Origin of the sequence: Gottfriedia acidiceleris (assembly GCF_050457485.1) — a bacterium.
GTDB classification, from domain to species: domain Bacteria; phylum Bacillota; class Bacilli; order Bacillales; family Bacillaceae_G; genus Gottfriedia; species Gottfriedia acidiceleris_D.
Genome location: NZ_JBCMJM010000006.1, coordinates 59,912 through 77,447, shown reverse-complemented (window position 1 = coordinate 77,447; position 17,536 = coordinate 59,912). Strand labels below are relative to the sequence as shown.

16 protein-coding genes and 1 pseudogene are annotated in these 17,536 nt (G+C 34.1%); 13 read left to right on the top strand and 4 right to left on the bottom strand.

Annotated elements, in window-relative coordinates:
* Nucleotides 1-248: 248 nt before the first annotated feature.
* From ABEY15_RS05810 to ABEY15_RS05755, 12 genes and pseudogenes are all read left to right on the top strand, one after another.
* Nucleotides 249-1,148, top strand: a complete 900-nt coding sequence (locus tag ABEY15_RS05810; protein WP_429889047.1) for a LysR family transcriptional regulator — start codon at nt 249-251, stop codon at nt 1,146-1,148.
* A 214-nt stretch (nt 1,149-1,362) separates the two neighbouring features.
* A pseudogene (locus tag ABEY15_RS05805) lies at nt 1,363-1,765 on the top strand (SpoVR family protein); the annotation flags it as partial.
* 479 nt (nt 1,766-2,244) lie between these two features.
* Nucleotides 2,245-3,489 carry an efflux RND transporter periplasmic adaptor subunit gene (locus ABEY15_RS05800; protein WP_429889046.1) on the top strand — a complete coding sequence of 415 codons (1,245 nt, stop codon included), beginning with the start codon at nt 2,245-2,247 and terminating at the stop codon, nt 3,487-3,489.
* Nucleotides 3,489-4,208: an ABC transporter ATP-binding protein gene (locus tag ABEY15_RS05795; RefSeq protein ID WP_335485826.1), complete on the top strand. Its 720-nt coding sequence runs from the start codon at nt 3,489-3,491 to the stop codon at nt 4,206-4,208. Before ABEY15_RS05800 ends, ABEY15_RS05795 begins: the two co-directional genes overlap by 1 nt.
* Nucleotides 4,174-5,337, top strand: a complete 1,164-nt coding sequence (locus ABEY15_RS05790; RefSeq protein ID WP_286133925.1) for an ABC transporter permease — start codon at nt 4,174-4,176, stop codon at nt 5,335-5,337. The genes ABEY15_RS05795 and ABEY15_RS05790 overlap by 35 nt, the downstream gene beginning before the upstream one ends.
* A gap of 271 nt (nt 5,338-5,608) precedes the next feature.
* Nucleotides 5,609-6,910 (top strand): amidohydrolase, encoded by a 1,302-nt coding sequence (locus ABEY15_RS05785; RefSeq protein ID WP_429889044.1) that lies wholly within the window; start codon nt 5,609-5,611, stop codon nt 6,908-6,910.
* Nucleotides 6,911-6,937: 27 nt separating this feature from the next.
* Nucleotides 6,938-7,771: an EamA family transporter gene (locus ABEY15_RS05780; RefSeq protein ID WP_429889042.1), complete on the top strand. Its 834-nt coding sequence runs from the start codon at nt 6,938-6,940 to the stop codon at nt 7,769-7,771.
* A gap of 11 nt (nt 7,772-7,782) precedes the next feature.
* Nucleotides 7,783-9,084 carry an ArsR family transcriptional regulator gene (locus ABEY15_RS05775; RefSeq protein WP_429889040.1) on the top strand — a complete coding sequence of 434 codons (1,302 nt, stop codon included), beginning with the start codon at nt 7,783-7,785 and terminating at the stop codon, nt 9,082-9,084.
* Nucleotides 9,085-9,227: 143 nt separating this feature from the next.
* Nucleotides 9,228-10,457 (top strand): Zn-dependent hydrolase, encoded by a 1,230-nt coding sequence (locus tag ABEY15_RS05770; RefSeq protein WP_429889038.1) that lies wholly within the window; start codon nt 9,228-9,230, stop codon nt 10,455-10,457.
* A gap of 14 nt (nt 10,458-10,471) precedes the next feature.
* Nucleotides 10,472-11,647: a M20 family metallopeptidase gene (locus tag ABEY15_RS05765; RefSeq protein WP_429889037.1), complete on the top strand. Its 1,176-nt coding sequence runs from the start codon at nt 10,472-10,474 to the stop codon at nt 11,645-11,647.
* 112 nt (nt 11,648-11,759) lie between these two features.
* Nucleotides 11,760-11,954, top strand: a complete 195-nt coding sequence (locus ABEY15_RS05760; RefSeq protein WP_056471596.1) for a DUF3311 domain-containing protein — start codon at nt 11,760-11,762, stop codon at nt 11,952-11,954.
* Nucleotide 11,955: 1 nt separating this feature from the next.
* Entirely contained in the window at nt 11,956-13,428 is a 1,473-nt protein-coding gene (locus ABEY15_RS05755; RefSeq protein ID WP_429889036.1) for a sodium:solute symporter family protein, read from the top strand.
* A gap of 79 nt (nt 13,429-13,507) precedes the next feature.
* Here ABEY15_RS05755 and ABEY15_RS05750 read toward each other — a convergent pair whose 3' ends face one another.
* The 3 genes from ABEY15_RS05750 to ABEY15_RS05740 all read right to left on the bottom strand — a co-directional run bounded on the left by ABEY15_RS05750 (nt 13,508) and on the right by ABEY15_RS05740 (nt 15,392).
* Nucleotides 13,508-14,083 (bottom strand): VanZ family protein, encoded by a 576-nt coding sequence (locus ABEY15_RS05750; protein WP_429889035.1) that lies wholly within the window; start codon nt 14,081-14,083, stop codon nt 13,508-13,510.
* A 347-nt stretch (nt 14,084-14,430) separates the two neighbouring features.
* The gene (locus ABEY15_RS05745) at nt 14,431-15,246 is read right to left on the bottom strand and encodes an SPFH domain-containing protein (protein WP_429889034.1); all 816 of its coding nucleotides are present in this window, start codon (nt 15,244-15,246) and stop codon (nt 14,431-14,433) included.
* The gene (locus tag ABEY15_RS05740; protein WP_175403458.1) at nt 15,243-15,392 is read right to left on the bottom strand and encodes a hypothetical protein; all 150 of its coding nucleotides are present in this window, start codon (nt 15,390-15,392) and stop codon (nt 15,243-15,245) included. The genes ABEY15_RS05745 and ABEY15_RS05740 overlap by 4 nt, the downstream gene beginning before the upstream one ends.
* 597 nt (nt 15,393-15,989) lie before the next feature.
* Here ABEY15_RS05740 and ABEY15_RS05735 point away from each other — a divergent pair.
* On the top strand, nt 15,990-16,301 hold the full coding sequence (locus ABEY15_RS05735; RefSeq protein ID WP_429889032.1) for a LysR family transcriptional regulator: 312 nt from the start codon (nt 15,990-15,992) through the stop codon (nt 16,299-16,301).
* A 92-nt stretch (nt 16,302-16,393) separates the two neighbouring features.
* On the opposite strand, the gene ABEY15_RS05730 is transcribed toward ABEY15_RS05735, so the two are convergent.
* Nucleotides 16,394-17,281: a LysR family transcriptional regulator gene (locus ABEY15_RS05730; RefSeq protein WP_429889031.1), complete on the bottom strand. Its 888-nt coding sequence runs from the start codon at nt 17,279-17,281 to the stop codon at nt 16,394-16,396.
* Between the last annotated feature and the right edge of the window lie 255 nt (nt 17,282-17,536).

Here is a 17,536-nt window from a genome sequence, read left to right as displayed (position 1 = left end):
TCAGGTTATAGCACCACCTAAAGCAGTTAAAAAGTATAAAGGTGCAACTTTAGAATCAGTTAAGAGTCAATTAGGTTTACAATAATAGAAAGCTCTGAAAATTATTTTTCAGAATTTGTATTCGCACTGTAAGTCTGTTCTCAAACTTTGAGAACAGGCTTTTCATTATATTTAAAATAATTGTAAAAAATATAATAAAGAAAATATAGTTTGTAGTATACTAATAACGTTGTTAGAAGGAGAAGATTATGAACATCGAAAAATTGGAATATCTAGTCGAAGTCGCCAAAACGGGATCCTTCTCGATTGCTTCACAAAATCTCTTTGTGAGTCAATCCGCTATTAGTCAATCGATTGATAGTATCGAAAAGAAATTAAATGTAAAATTGTTCGAGCGATCCAGAGGTAGAGGTCATAGTGCCATACTTACGAATGATGGAGAAGAGCTTGTTTCGATTGCGATAGAGGTATTTAGTAAATATCAAGAACTAGTCGAAAAAGCACAATTAATTAATAATGCAAACGATAAATTGAAAATATCTACGACTCCGGGTTTTTTTGCCGTACTTTTAAACCCATTATCAGCCATTCGAGATGACTATCCTAAAATTAGTATCGAGATTTTTGAAAAGCCGGGTCAAGATATTATTGAAGATATATTAGAAGATCGAAGTGATATCGGTGTAATCCCTTTTATTAAGCATTTACTAGAAAATGATGATCGCCTAGTTTACCATAATTTATTTGAAGCAAAAATGAAATTAATGGTAAATAAAAACTCTCCATTAGCAAAAAAAACATTTGTTACACCACAACAAATCATAAACGAAACACTGATTACTTATAATGGTGAATTCATTCATTGGTTTAAAAAACTTTTCTTTAGGGAGTTTGGCAAAATGAATGAGTTATTTACCACTACAAATACTGATACATTAAAAAAAGCGGTTGAAGAAAACTTAGGTGTATCATTTGTTATAGCCTTCAACGGGGTTAATTACAATTTGAGTGATGACGTTATAATGTTGGATATTGTAGAATATGATGCTGTAAATCTTCAATATGTATGGATTATGTCTAGTGATAAGGATTGTTCAAGAATGATAAAAGACTATATATCGAAATTAAAGGAAGAACTAAATTCATAATGTATTTTATAAAGTGGGTGATACTGATTCATCCGCTTTTTTTGCATGAGAAAAGGGTGTCTGTGTTGGTAGGGGATAATGTATTTATTAGTTTTATAGATTTCTTTTACATGAATTCAAAACCTTTACTTAAATATAAAGTGAATTATTTATCCAAAAATAGATTACAAATAAAACATGATGGATATAGAGTAGGATATTGAGGTTTAATACTAAAAAAATTGAAGTACATGAATTAGAGTCTGATAGTTCATTTATACGAAACTACTTAACGAAAGATCTTGTCATGTGTGAAGATATGTATTTATTCCAGAGACAAGGTAAGGAGTATAAAGTAACTGATAAAGCATGGGAAAATGTACGAGATCAACTTGTAGTTAGTCGAGTAAATGGCGGATTCCCTTATATTGTAGTTCAACAAGGGGATTATTTAAAAATGTGGAGCTTTATTTGAAGCATTCTTATGAACATATGGAACTTGATGTGAAGTATGTTGAGAAGGTAATGCCTTATATACATCAGTTGTGGGGTAGAGGGGGACATTTAGAGACGAATATTGAGAATAAGTCTGTGTTGTTTGTTATGATGGGAAGAAAATTCATCGGAAGTATATTTGAGACCACCTTTAAAAGGTGGTTTTTTTATTTGATTAACAATTTAATTTAAGTGAAAAAAAGTTAACTCATTTTTTATTTCTTAATAGTACAAGTATAAACCCCTTCAAAAATATAGAAGTGGTTTATTTATTTGTGCAATAAATTAAGCGTTTAAAATGCTTTGAATATGACCAATTTTCTCTCCCTATTAAAAAGCATTGATTTTTATTAAGGGAAATTTAAGGTACACAATCCAAAATGAGCTTATCAAATGAAATTAGGAGGAGTTAAAAAATAAATAAAACAAGCTCTAATACAAACGATCAATAGTAGAGTAAGTTTTCTGTATAAACGAAAGACAAGCCCTGATTTTCTTAAAATGGTTACAAGATAGTAGAGGTTCTGAGGATATGTGAAATTCCGAAAACTCATTTACCTCAATAAAGAATAATCGGGTATATATTCATATCAATCTCATTGTTGGAGAGGAGAAAAGTAAATTGAAAAAGTGGGTTATTATTTCAGTTATTGTTGTTGCTGTTGGAGGAGGAAGTGGTTGGTTCATATATAGTAAGAGTCAAGCAAATCAAGCCCAAAATGTGATGGCTACAGCACAAACAATTACGGCACAAAAAGGAAAGTTAGAAGTAGCTGTTACTGGATCGGGTTCGGTAACTGCAAATACTGATGAAGATGTTACTCCGGGAAATACAATTCTTGTTGTGGATAGTGTTAGTGTTTCATCTGGAGAATCAGTAGATAAAGGTGACACACTTGTGACATTTAAAAATGGTGATGTTGTTACGGCTCCAAAAGATGGAGAAATTACAAAGGTTTATGTAAGTAGCGGTAGCGGAGCATCGCAAGGAAAAGTACTAATGCGTATGGAAGATGAAGATGGAGTTACATTACCGATTACAAGAGAAGATAGTGGCAGTTCCTCAAATGATTCAAGTTCTGGAAATACTGGAGGTAGTAGTTTAGTAGCGGATACTGTATATGTGAAGGAAGGCTCAGTTGTAAAAGCTGGTGAAACACTAGTGAAATTTACAGATGGTAGTATTTTACAGGCACCAGTTGCTGGAACAATTACAAGTCTTGCTGTTAATAGTGGAGATTCGGTACAAAGTTCTGCGACATTTGCACATATAACAAATTACAGTTCTTTGGAAACAACAATTAGTGTTGATGAATTAGATATCACAAAGGTAAAAGTTGGACAGTCAGTAAAAATAACAGCAAGTGCTTTTGAAGGTGAAACATTCGATGGGATTGTAACGAAAGTAGCAAATGAAGGCACATCGACTAATGGCGTTTCAACATTTGATGTAACTGTAAAAATTAAAAATCCAAAAGGTTTGAAAATTGGTATGTCAACAGAAGCAAGTATTTTAATACAGAGTAAAGCAGATGCGCTATATGTTCCAGTAGAAGCAGTATATAAAAATGGAAATGAAAAATATGTACTAGTTCCTTCATCTAATGATTCTGGAGAATCTACAAAGAAAGTTACCGTAAAAACTGGTATTTCAAATGATACGAATGTAGAAATTACAAGTGGATTAAGTGAAGGAGAGTCTATTGAAATTCCGAGCGTTCAATCTAGAAGTAATTCTAATGGATTTATGATGCAAGGTGGCGGATTCCAAGGTGGTGGCTTCTCTGGCGGCGGCTTCTCTGGTGGTGGTTTCGGAGGAAGAAATTCTGAAAGAAATCAAACAGGTGGCGGACAAGGAGGTAAATAATGACTAACTTTGAGCCGATTATTCAAATAAAAAACATGACGAAAATGTATGAACTTGGCGGAGAAACAGTAATGGCTCTTCAGAGTGTATCGCTTGATATCCAAAAGGGTGATTTTATATCAGTCATCGGTCCATCAGGTTCAGGGAAGTCAACATTTATGAACATGATTGGATGCTTAGACCGACCAGATTCTGGTAGGTATTTGATTGATAATGAAGATGTAGGGCAAATGAAGAGCTCGCAATTAGCGACTATACGAAATGAAAAAATAGGTTTTATTTTTCAAAATTTCAATCTTATACCAAAGTTAACTGCGGTAGAAAATGTAGAACTTCCTCTCATTTATAGAGGGATGAAAACAGCTGAACGAAGAGAAATTGCTCTTTCGGCGTTAAAAAAAGTAGGATTAGTAGATCGAGCAAATCATTTACCTACTCAATTATCAGGGGGTCAGCAGCAGCGTGTCGCAATTGCGCGTGCCCTTGCTGGAAGCCCTCCTATTTTACTAGCAGATGAACCGACTGGTGCTCTTGATAGTAAAACAAGTAAGGAAATTTTGGAGATTATGAATTTGTTAAATGAGCAAGGGCATACGATTATTCTAATTACACATGATTTAGAGGTAGCAAAACAAGCAAATCGTGTTGTACGAATACATGATGGCCAGCTATACGAGAATGGTGGTGAATGGTTTGCAGACACTGAGAATGGCGCTTAAGAGCATTAAAGGAAATAAAGTAAGAGCATTCCTAACGATGCTTGGTATTATTATCGGTGTATCCTCCGTTATTGTGATGGTTGCGATTGGACAAGGATCAACGAAAGAAGTGCAAGATCAAATTGGAAGCTTAGGTACAAATGTATTAACAGTAAGTGTTACTGGCTCAGATGTAACGTTTAAAGAAGATGATGCCAATCAACTTAAGGACGTTAGTGGTGTAGAAGCGATTGCTCCGACTGTTTCTGGAAGAGTAACTGTAAAAAACGGACAAACGAACGCACAAGTGTCAGTAACAGGAACAACTTCACCTTATTTAAAAGTTCGTGATTTGGAGCTGCAATCAGGCAGATTTATCGCAGACTTGGATAATGATAATCACTCAAAAATAGCAGTACTTGGTTCAAGCACAGCACGAACATTATTCGGTTTTGGAAATCCAGTTGGTCAATACGTTAAAGTAAATGGAACATCATTTAGAGTTGTTGGGGTACTTCAATCAGTTGGTAGTTCATTAGGTTCAAGTGGAGACAGTACGATTTTTGTTCCGCTTAGCACAGCTCAGCGTTTGGCATCTACTACTTCAATTGGATCTGTCTATGTAAAAGTAGAAAATGAAAATATGATTAATTTTACGTTGCGTAGAATCGAACAAAAGATGTTTACGATTATTGGCGATGAAGATAGCTATAGCGTTTCTAGTCCAGAGGATTTAATGGAAACTGCTTCATCTGTTAATAAAACGATGACATTAATGCTAGGTGGAAGTGCTGCAATCTCACTTATTGTTGGTGGTATCGGCATAATGAATATTATGCTTGTATCGGTTTCAGAACGTACAAAAGAAATCGGTATAAGAAAAGCAATTGGAGCAAAGCGTGGAAGTATTCTTCTTCAATTCCTCATTGAATCAATGGTATTAAGTTCACTAGGAGGAATAATAGGCGTTGTGATAGGAGTAATTAGTGCCAAAATATTCACTATAACGACAGGAACAGCAATTGCATATTCGGTTCCGGTTATGCTGTTATCATTTGTATTCTCTTTATTAGTTGGAATTGTATTTGGTGTTTTTCCAGCAAATAAAGCGTCAAAGCTTGATCCTATTCAAGCGCTTCGATATGAATAAAAAGAATAAAGAGGTTGTCCCAAAAGTAAAACTTTTAAGGGGCACCTCTTTTTGTGTTTAAAAAGGGGAATCATTCTTTATGATTAAATAAAGAGACTTTAGTAAGTTGGCTATCTAATAAAATAGTATTTTAGGTTTCTATTCAAAAATATCAGAATAGTCTATAATTATGGTCGTAACCTGAATTCAACCGTAAATAATGAGAAAAGTGAAAGGTGAGTATTTTTTGGCTTGTTGTTTAATTTAATAATTCTATTAGGAGGTAAACGACGTGGAAGAATTAATCTCAGAATTAGTTGAAAATATGAAAGGAAGTTTAATCAATATTAGGCGTGATCTCCACTGTTTTCCTGAGATAGGATGGACAGAATTCCGAACCTCATCTTTCATAGCAGATTTCTTATTTGAATTGGGATTTCAAGTGAAAGTAGGAAGGGAAATAATTGTTCCAGAATCGAGAATGGGTGTCCCGGATGAAAAAACGATACAAGAAGCCAAAGAACGAGCATTGTCATTTGGGGCAAATTCATATTGGATTGAGAAAATGGAAGACGGATTAACTGGTGTAGTAGGCATTTGGGATACAGGGCGAATTGGTCCAACACTTGCCTTCCGATTTGATATCGATGCATTGGAAATAGCTGAGGATAAGGGATCAAATCATGTTCCATGGAATCAAGGTTTTCATTCGAAAGTAGAAGGCTATATGCATGCTTGTGGACACGATGGCCATATTGCAATTGGGTTAGGAATGGCACAGTTGATTTCAAAAATGAAAGAGAAGCTTTCAGGAAAAATTAAACTCATATTTCAACCTGCAGAAGAAGGTGTGCGTGGTGCGGGTGCGATGGTTGACGCGGGAGTTTTAGAAGATGTTAATTATTTCTTAAGTGGCCATATTGGAGTTACGGCAACAAAACAGAACCAACTCGTCTGTAGTGTAACAGATTTTTTTGCGTCAACTAAGTTTGATTTAGAACTGGAAGGTGTGCAGGCCCATGCAGCATTAGCACCACATGAAGGTAGAAATGCATTACTTGCGGCATCTACTATTACATTACAATTATATGCAATTTCACGGCATGGATTAGGGGATTCAAGAATAAATGTTGGAGTTATTCATGGTGGAGAAGGTCGAAACATTATTCCAGCACATGCTAAGCTAAAATTTGAAACAAGAGGAACGACCAATGAGGTTGATCAATATATGCAGAATGAATCATTGCGTATCATTCAATCAGTTGCTCAGTTGTATGGGATTAAGGAACTTACCGAAGTAGTAGGACGGTCGATTATAGCAGACTGTGACTCTGATCTTGCGAATCTTGTATATGGTATAGGATCAAAAGTTAAACAAACTAGTGAGACTGTTCTTTCTCAGCCTTTTCTTGCTTCTGAAGATGTAACGTATATGATGAAAGAGGTTCAAAAGAATGGTGGAATGGCTACTTACCTATTATTTGGAACTGAATTGGCGGCGGGTCATCATAATTGTGCATTCGACTTTAACGAACAAACAATTGCGTATGCAGTTGAAGTTTATGGAAACTTACTTATACATTTAGCCGGATAATGCACTAGAGAGAGAGGAGAAAGGAATATGTTTTTTCTAGCATTAATCAGTTCTTTTTTGAATGCAGTAAATGCGTTGTATGCAAAAAAAATAACAATGCAAATGAAGGATAATAATAGCTTTATTGTAACATCTTTTCTAGTGGTCACCATTTTGTTAGGTTGCGTAATGCCGTGGTATTATTCATTTTCTGTTTCTCCAACTACAATAGGTTTATTAATCATTGTGATTATTTTAGATGCATTGTCTAATGTATCATTTTTCTTAGCACTAGGACGAATAGAAGTATCTCAACTAGCAGTGTATACTGCGTTGACTCCATTATTCACGTTTATTCCAAATAGCATATTGCACGGATTCGATATACATATTTTAATTCCGGTCTTGCTTATTGTGCTTGGTGTATATTTTCTGAACGTAAGAGGTAAAAACATGTTATCTCCATTAGTAGAAATAAAAAAACCAGGGAATTTATTAGGGGTTGCAGCTGCAGTTTCTGCTGGGCTCAGCATGGTTCCTACACAACAATTGCTCGTTCATCAATGGATAAACGCCCCTACACTTTATTTTTTCAGAGCTAGTGGAATTGCCCTAATTATCTATTTAATCCATCGTCCGAAAATTTGGTATCCTAAACTGAATATGCACCTTTCGATTCGTGGGGTGCTTGCGATTACTCAATGGATCGCATTGTTTGCAGCCTTAAAGATTGCCAATGGGACTCTAGTTGTAGCTTTAGCTTATACATCACCAATATTTGCATTGTTTTTAGCAAGAATTTATTATAAAGAAAAAATTACAGCAGCTAAGTTGATTGCCTGCTGCATTACCATTTTAGGAATTTTATTTATTTTAGAGTAGTGGAGGAAATGATGAAAAAAATCCGTTTAGGTTTACTTGGATCTGATGATTCGATTGACGTTATTCAATCTGTTATAAAGGAATACCCTGAATTTGCATGTACTCCTATTATCTATTGGCGAGAAGAGGAAATACCTGATCTTTTAAGTCCTGTTGCAAATGATTTTGATATGTGGCTCTTTTCAGGCAAGGTCCCTTATGCAATAGCAAAAAGCTGGGGTGGTATAACAAAACCCATGTTTTTTACGCCCCACACTGGACCGAGTCTCTACAAAACTTTGTTACAAATATTCTATCATAACCGGATTGCTATGGAGCAAATCAGCTTTGATAACTTCCATTATGATGAACTCAAAAGTACTTTAGATGAAGCAGAAATTAAAGCTGATCATTTATTTTTGAAATATTATGAAGGGGAAGTTGATGCAAATGTACTTGCAGGATACCACTATGATTTATGGAAAATTGGGAAAACGAAAGCAGCAGTTACATGTCTTCGATCGGCACATATCGAACTTGAGAAAATGGGCGTCCCTGTTTACCGTGTACTTCCTGCAAAGTCAGCTATTGAGTCTGTACTAAATTTAGCACTTCGAACTTATGAGATGTTACATTTTAAAGAAAGCCAAATTGCAGTTCAAATGATTGAGATTGACTCTTATTTTGGTTTGGCGAAGGATACTTTTTCAACTGATGAAATTTACAAAATAGAAATTAAAATGGCAGAGAAACTTCTTGTTTACGCAAATAAAGTTCAAGGATCACTTAAATCTGCTGGTCCAGGTAGATATGTCATTTTTACAACCCGAGGGCTTTTACAAGATATAACGAATGAATTTTCTATTATACCGAATTTGGAAGATCTTGAAGAATTAAAGAAAGAAGTCATTACTTGCGGTATTGGGATTGGCAAAACGGCTTACGAAGCAGAAATTCATGCCGGCAGAGCGTTATTTCATGCTAGGGAGTATGGAAAAGGTAGTTGGATGGTAGCTCTCGATAATCAAACGATTGCGGGCCCATTGGGAAGAGAAGAACAAATCACCTATTCCTATGTTTCAAAAGAGCTGCAAAAGTTAAGTGAACAAACTTCTCTAAGTATTTCTACACTTAGTAAGCTGGAATCAATTCTTAAAAAGATTGGAAAGAGTGAAATTGGAGCTCATGAGCTGGCACAGTATATGCAAATCATGCCGAGAAGCGCGCGAAGAATTTTAAAAGAACTAGAGGAACAAGGAATTGCTCAGGTAATAGGAGAGGAAACACCTTATTCACGAGGAAGACCTAGAAACATTTATAAAATATCCCTGTGACGATAAGTAGATAAACTTATCGTTTTATTATTTTAAATTTAATATTCTGAATATTGTTACTTAACAAAATAAATATTTAATGATATAGTTATGGTCATAGCCATAAATAGACCTAAAATATAAATTTTATAATAGGAGGAAAAATGATTAATCAGGAACGATTATGGAATCGCCTTATGGAATTAGGGTCCATTGGAAAACAAGAGTCTGGAGGAATTACTCGTTTATCTTTTACTGAAAATGAGAGAAAAGCTAAAGAACTGCTTTCTTCCTTTATGAATGAAGCAGGATTAAAAGTTTACGAAGATACCGTTGGAAATCTTATTGGACGTAAAGAAGGAATTAATCAAAACGCACCAGTTGTACTGGTAGGCTCACACATTGATTCTGTCTACAACGGTGGAAATTTTGACGGACCACTCGGCGTTCTCTCGGGGATTGAAATACTCCAGACGATGAATGAGCAGAGAATCACCACAGTGCATCCAATTGAAGTTATTGTCTTTACTGATGAGGAAGGTGCAAGATTTAGCTTTGGAATGATTGGCAGCCGAGGAATTGCTGGAACTCTCACCTTGGAAGAACTTCAAAATAAAGATCAACAAGGGATTACTGTAGCAGAGGCAATGAGCGAAGCAGGTTATGATTCATTATTAATTGATCAGTCAGTCAGAAGTGTTGGATCAGTAAAAGCCTATGTAGAATTACATATTGAACAAGGTAAGGTACTTGAGAACGATAATTTATCAGTAGGTATTGTTACAGGAATCTCTGGCCCTTTATGGCTTAAATTCATAATTGAAGGTAAAGCAGGGCATGCGGGGGCAACTCCAATGAACGATCGTAACGATGCCTTAGTTGCTGCCTCCGAGATTATTCAGCTAATTGAAACTGAATCAGCTAAGACAGGTTCAACAGTGGGAACAGTTGGTCAATTGCAGCTGTTTCCTGGAGGAATCAATATAATTCCTGGGAAGGTTGAATTTACCTTGGATCTTCGCGATGTAAATGAATCAATTCGTGATGAGGTTGAAAATCGAATATTAGAAGGGGCAAAAATTTTATGTGAACAGCGTGGTGTAGGATTACAAATTGAAGATTTGCAACGTATTGCACCTACATTATGTTCTAATGAAATTCAAGATTTAGCAAAATTAGCTTGTGAAACGATTGGTGTGGAACCATTTTTTCTCCCAAGTGGAGCTGGGCACGATTGTATGCAACTTACAAATCTCTGTCCAATAGGGATGTTATTTATCCGTTCAAAAGATGGAATAAGCCATAATCCAGCTGAATGGAGTTCGAAGGAAGATTGTGCAGATGGTGCAAATGTACTTTATCATACTGTACTTCAGTTATCTAATAATGAATAAAGGGGGATACAATCATGCAAACAATATCATTAGATAGTTTAGTAGCGCAAACAAAAGAAGAAGTAATAAAGTGGAGAAGGCATTTCCATCAGTATCCGGAGTTATCTTTTCATGAAGAAAAAACAGCTCAATATGTGTATGACACACTTCAATCCTTCGGAAATTTAGAGATATCTCGTCCAACAAAGACGAGTGTTATGGCTCGTCTGATTGGTTCTCAGCCCGGCAAGGTGCTAGCAATTCGTGCAGATATGGATGCTTTACCCATCGAGGAAGAAAACACTTTTGAATTTGCCTCTACAAATCCAGGTGTGATGCATGCTTGTGGGCACGATGGTCATACAGCAATGCTTCTAGGCACAGCAAAAATCCTTACTAGTTTAAAAGACAAAATCAAAGGTGAAGTTCGCTTTTTGTTTCAACATGCTGAAGAGTTGTATCCTGGTGGAGCAGAGGAAATGGTACAAGCAGGAGTAATGGATGGAGTAGACATGATAATTGGTGCTCATCTTTGGGCTCCTATGAAACTAGGAACAGTAGGGGTAGCTTATGGACCGATGATGGCTGCTCCAGATACCTTCTATATTACTGTTGAAGGTAAGGGTGGACATGCAGCACTTCCTCATGACACGATCGACTCGATTGCTATAGCTTCCCAAGTTGTAACGAATCTTCAACATATCGTTTCTAGAAATACTGATCCGCTTGATAATCTAGTAGTCTCTGTTACTAAGTTTATTGGAGGTACAACTCATAACGTAATCCCAGGTTCAGTTGAAATCTGTGGAACCGTTCGTAGTTTCAACGCCGACCTTAGGAAATCGGTTCCTGACCTTATGGAACGAATTATAAAAGGAATAACTGAGGCTCATGGGGCACAATACAAATTTGGTTATGAGTTTGGATATCGACCGGTTATTAACGATGAGCAGATTACGAAGGCTATTGAAGAAACTATTCTAGAAGTGTTTGATGAAAAGACTCTCGACCTTATGAAACCAAACATGGGTGGTGAAGATTTCTCTGCTTTCCAACAAAAGGCACCAGGCACTTTCTTCTATGTGGGAGCAGGAAACAAAGAAAAAGATATTACTTATCCGCATCATCATGCACGTTTTACAATAGACGAGGACGCTTTGGAGATTGGTGTAAACTTATTTGTTCATGCCACATTTAAGCTTTTAGATTAATAGGCTTATGATTAAGTAGACCCTTATTTTACAAGGTTCTACTTAATCTAAACTTTTATTTTCTGAATATTTAAACTAATATAAATTTTAAATTGAAAGTGGGGAACAATTTTTGAAAATCTATCATTTATTAGCACTTATTCCATTTATTGCTATTCTGGGCTTTTCATCTTGGGCAAACCACGTTGAGCCATTTGTATTAGGAATGCCTTTTCTCCTTTTTTGGGTTGTACTATGGACTGTTTTTTCAACACCAGTTATGTGGATTATCTTTAAATTAGATTCGGCTAATAAGGGGGACAGATAAGATGAATAGTGCATTAATTATAATTTTTCTTTTTCTTGCAGTATCGATTTTTCTAGGGGTACAAGCTAGGAAAGGAAAAGACATGAATCTTGAGCAATGGAGTGTTGGAGGAAGAGGATTTGGTACTATTTTCGTCTTTCTGTTAATGGCTGGTGAAATCTATACAACCTTTACGTTCCTAGGTGGAAGTGGTTGGGCTTATGGAAAAGGAGGTCCAACCTACTATATAACTGCTTACGGTGCTCTTGCTTATATTATGTCTTACTGGTTGCTTCCAAAAATATGGAAATATGCAAAAGAAAATAATTTAATGTCTCAACCGGACTTTTTCGCAAGTAAATACAAAAGTAAAGCCCTTGGCGTTTTAGTTTCACTTGTTGGTGTATCTGCTGTAATTCCCTACTTAGTTCTACAATTAAAAGGATTAGGAAGCATCGTTTCGGAGGCTTCTTATGGATTGATTTCACCAACTTTTGCGATTTGGATAGGTGCTATTTCAGTTACTATTTATGTAATGATATCTGGTATCCATGGATCTGCATGGACTGCAGCGTTAAAGGATATTATGATTCTTGGTGTTGTTTTATTTCTAGGAATCTATCTACCTTTTCATTATTATGGTGGATTCCAAGCGATGTTTGAAGCAGTTGATAAAGCTAAACCAGGTTTTCTAAGTCTCCCAAAAGAGGGATTAAGTGTATCCTGGTTTAATTCTACAGTTCTTCTAACAGCCTTAGGATTTTATATGTGGCCGCATACTTTCGGTTCTGTTTATTCAGCTAAAAGTGAAAACGTATTTCGTAAAAACGCGATTATCATGCCTTTATACCAACTTGTTTTGCTTTTTGTGTTTTTCGTTGGATTTGCAGCAATTCTTCAAGTTCCTGGACTACAAGGTCCGGAAGCTGATCTGTCTTTATTAAAATTAAGTAAACAATCTTTTAACCCGTGGTTTGTTGGAATCATTGGTGGAGCAGGGGTATTGACTGCAATCGTGCCAGGTTCGATGATTCTAATGGCATCTGCTACTTTAATATCAAAAAATATTTATAAAGTATTTGTACCTTCTGCTACAGAAAAGCAGGTTGCAGTTTTAGCTAAATACTTAGTTCCTGTGGTGGCTTTATTCGCAGTTTATTTCACATTTAATGGTGGAACGACATTAGTAACTCTGCTGTTAATGGGATACAGTCTAGTTACTCAATTGTTCCCAACACTTGTCTTTAGTTTAATGAAAAAGAACTTTGTAACGAAGCAAGGCGCATTCGCTGGTATTTTTACTGGAGCTGCAACAGTTACTTATGTCACTATCAGTAATACAACAATCGGTTCATTATTCCCAGCACTGCCTCAATATATTAAAGATTTGAATATCGGTGTTATTGGCTTAGTTGTAAATCTAGTATTTTTAGTTGTTGTTAGCTTACTTACTAGAAATATAGCGGTTCAAAGCAAAAAAGAGATTGTAGCATAAATGAAAAATATTACGAAGGGGTTGATTGTTTTAATCACCCCTTATTTTTTGTGTAGGCATTCTTAAAAATCTAGAAGGTTTATGAGGTTAGTTTTTTTTTCCTGAAGTTTTCATTACTTATAAAGTACCTAGAGCTTACTATATAAATAGCTAGTCCTATAATTGTTCCAAATGTATTGAGTATTAAGTCATCAATATCACATGATCTATAGTTATAGCCAAGGAATAGTCCAGAGGTAGCTTGAATTAATTCAATTGCTAGACTTAGTGTAAAACCTATTACTATCGTTTTTATTTTTGATATTTTAAAAAATAGAATAGGTAATGCAAATCCTAGTGGTATGAATAATAAAACATTACCAGCTACTTGTTTTAGAACAAGTGGTATTGAGCCAGAATTGAAGGTATCTATGATGGATTTAAAGGGAATAAAATTATGAGTATGTCCCAACTGATCTTCTATCATTATTTGAATTAAATATTTTTGATAGGGGAAAGGAAAAAAAGTGAAATTAATAAGACAGGTAAAGTAAATACCAAAGATCATCCAATAAAGAAGTTTTAGGAGAGTAATTGAACCTTTTAAAAATTGATAGCCAAAATATAGGATAAAAAAAGTAGAAATAATTATGCTAGGATATAAGAAATTTAACAATCAATTGTACCAGCCTTTCATTTTAGCAGACTTAATAAATTAGGGACTCTGAACCTTGAATATTACAACTTACAATATTTAGCTCCGTTTCCAATTGTTTTTATTACACCTAGAGAATATCATACTTGTATAGTTTTCCTTCATCATTTTTATGTCAAATTTTAGAAACTTATAAATTAGTTCTTATTGAATCTTAAAATAAATAAAAACCCTTCCTATAAATATAGAAAGAGTTTATATGCGGAGAGGATTGTTTCTTTATTATTCTATTTTTAAAAAGTTTTGGGAGAAATAAAATTATAAATTAATGTGACCACTTTGAAGAAAGCTTCTAGATTGTTCTTTGTTTATTTTGCTTGAACTAGAGGTGTCCCACCTTGAACAGTAACCCAACCCCATTTTTGTCGTGCATCCATTTCCATTTTCTTTAATAATTCTGGAGTAAGTGATTGTGATAAAATTTTATTTGCTTTAGCATCTGCTTCCGCATTTAGGATTTTTGTTTGATTTTCAATCTTAGCTTTTTCTTGGTCAGCTAATGCCTTTTTTACATTCAATTCAGAAGTTGCTAATTGTGCCTGTGACTGTGCCATACCTGCAGGGGAACCTACGTGTGTAAATCCAAAAGTTCCGACTTCAATACCTTGTTTTGCAAGTTCCTTATCTAGTGCAGTATTGATTTCTTCAGTAATATCAGCTTGTTTTGAACCTTTAATGTCGTTCCAACTATATTTGTGAGTAATTTTGTTAACAACATTTTTCATTGTAGGTTTGACGATGTTATTTTTGATGTAACTAATATCTTTTCCACCTACTGATTGATAAAGATTAGCTACGTTTTTAGTTGAAATTTTCCATGTTAAGTTTGTATTAACAGGTAGTTCTTGCTGATCTCCAGTACCTACTGACCATTCTTGATCAGCATTACCACCTTCGTGTTTGTCACTTGATAAAACTAATGATTGTGTATATGTAGGGTATTCTTGTACTGAAACTCCCCAACCAGTCCAATGAAAACCTTGGGGGACTTCAGTAATTTCACCACTCATATGTTTTTCAATACCAATACTACCAACACTAATATGGGACATACCGCCTATCGCGTAAATAATACCTCCAATTATAATAACTCCGCCTGCAATCAGACTTCTTAAACCGTTCACTCTTCATCTCTCCCGATTTCTTTTTTTATGTTTTTAATATGATTATTAAATAATCTACCTATTTTGATAAAGACTTTATAAAACAGTAAGAAGAGAACGATTCCAATAATAATAACTAAAATTCCGAATTGATAAAAGAAAACCATTATCATTCCTCCGAATGTGCAAATTAGATTAACTATGTTTCTATCATTTCTTATATGCAATTATAGTTTGATTTAAGCTATATTAATAATTAAATTTTGCTTAGAAATATAGTGTGTTATCAGTTTTCATTGAAAAAATTTATAGCTTTTAACAAAATTACCCCAAATGCATATTGATCATTAAAAAGATTTCAAGAATAGAGAATCCCTAAGAAAACCTCTAACTAAAGGTGGCTTTTCTATTTGAATAATAATATATTGGCCTATTTAACATACATTTCTTTTGAAATTAACAGGATCAAGCTGGAAAATTCAATAAAATCAAGGCGAAAATAACCCAAGTTTAAATCAAAGGAAAATCAATTTTTATTGTAGAATGTTTCTTTTAATTAGAGTTATAAAATTTGAATTTGGTCTGTTGGTATTTAGGAAGGAGATAACATACGCATCTATAAATGATTTAATCAGTGAAAAATCATCATTTAATCAGAAAAACCAATATTGATACATTTTTACAAAATTAATATCACATCAACAATTAATATAATGAAACTATAACGAAAAAGAGAAACATCATAGATTGTTAGGAGGGACTATATGAATATTGAACAATTAAGACATCTTTGTGAAGTAATAGAAAGTGGTTCCTTTAAGATTGCAGCTCAGAAGCTACTTGTTAATGAATCCGAGATTAAAGAATCAATTATTAGTTTAGAAGTTGAATTTGGTATAAAGCTAATTGAGTGTGAGGAAGAATCCAAAGTAGTACCTTCATTTGAGTGTTTACAAATCATTTCACTTGTAAAGGAAATCGTAATGAATTGTCAGGAAATCGAAGAAGATATAAAAGCCTTACATAAAAAATCTTTAAATAATCGTAATATGATGTATGAGACCAGTCTGTTTTAATAATACCTATAATAGAATTTTAAAATGAAAGACCAAATCGTTAATAGATTTGGTCTTTTATATTTATGTTATAGAAATGATTTAATATTTATTTACTTTAAACAAGCTTCAATATATTTTATAAAGTTTTTAGAGGTTTTGTTAAGCGGTTTACTCTTAAGAGAAACAGTCCAAAGTTCGTCACTAATATACGCAGGTGATTTTAATGGAATAGACTTAATTTTGCCGGTTAAAGCATCCGGATGATTTTTCAATGTTACATTCCGTCCAAAGGTAACCCCTAACCCATTTTTAATAGCGTTTCTTATACTATCTGTATTATTGGAAATAAAATGTATTTTAATATTGTTCACTAATTTACGGGAATGTTCTAAAAATGCATGACTATTGTATAGGACAAAATTTTCACTAGTTAATTCTTGAGTTGAAATCTCATCTAAATTAAATAATGAAGATTGTTCACCAACGAGAACGCAATACTTGGTCGTCGCTAAATGTTCATAAAGCAAATCTTTGTCCTCTTTAAGGGTTTCTTCATCTGAAAATAAGAAAGCAATATCGGGCTGAAGAATAGGAAGTTGATTTAGAATTTCACCAGGATCATATTCATAAACATGAACATCAATATCAGGGAAATCCTTTTTAAAATTAATGATTGATTCATTTATGTTATATATTATCCCTGGGACTACTGCAATTTTTAAATTAGTCTGATTCGTATTACGTTGAATAGCAATCTTTTGCTCTAAAATTTCAAATTCATGTAAGACTTTTTGTGCTTGTTTAATGACTTCTTTTCCAGCTTCGGTAGGTACTGTCTTCATCTTTAATCGCATAAATAACTTCAAATTTATTTTCTTTTCCAATTCCTTAAGAGCTTGACTAACAGCAGATGCAGATATATGTAAGTTTTTAGCTGCTTTGGAAATTGATTCCTCTTTTGAAATTTCAACAATATATTTTAAATGTTCGATATTCATTTTGTACCTCCTTTGGCATGATCGAAGTAAGAATCGATTATACTGCATGTTTTTAACATATTAAATTGTTGTACATTATTTTTGCAATGGAAATATTGACCAATAATGATGAGTAAAAGCGGTTTTTTATTATTTGAAAATAATTAATTAAGTGTTTGAAATTAAGGAATCCTTAATAGGTTATAAACTAAAACGCGTTTTACAGGTTAAATTCAAATAACTAAAATATAGAATATATAATATTACAGAGGATAA

Coding starts and splice junctions, on each gene's coding strand:
- ABEY15_RS05755 (WP_429889036.1), top strand. CDS start 11,956: ATGAATAGTGCATTAATTATAATTTTTCTTTTTCTTGCAGTATCGATT.
- ABEY15_RS05770 (WP_429889038.1), top strand. CDS start 9,228: ATGATTAATCAGGAACGATTATGGAATCGCCTTATGGAATTAGGGTCC.
- ABEY15_RS05740 (WP_175403458.1), bottom strand. CDS start 15,392: ATGGTTTTCTTTTATCAATTCGGAATTTTAGTTATTATTATTGGAATC.
- ABEY15_RS05730 (WP_429889031.1), bottom strand. CDS start 17,281: ATGAATATCGAACATTTAAAATATATTGTTGAAATTTCAAAAGAGGAA.
- ABEY15_RS05810 (WP_429889047.1), top strand. CDS start 249: ATGAACATCGAAAAATTGGAATATCTAGTCGAAGTCGCCAAAACGGGA.
- ABEY15_RS05775 (WP_429889040.1), top strand. CDS start 7,783: ATGAAAAAAATCCGTTTAGGTTTACTTGGATCTGATGATTCGATTGAC.
- ABEY15_RS05780 (WP_429889042.1), top strand. CDS start 6,938: ATGTTTTTTCTAGCATTAATCAGTTCTTTTTTGAATGCAGTAAATGCG.
- ABEY15_RS05765 (WP_429889037.1), top strand. CDS start 10,472: ATGCAAACAATATCATTAGATAGTTTAGTAGCGCAAACAAAAGAAGAA.
- ABEY15_RS05735 (WP_429889032.1), top strand. CDS start 15,990: ATGAATATTGAACAATTAAGACATCTTTGTGAAGTAATAGAAAGTGGT.
- ABEY15_RS05795 (WP_335485826.1), top strand. CDS start 3,489: ATGACTAACTTTGAGCCGATTATTCAAATAAAAAACATGACGAAAATG.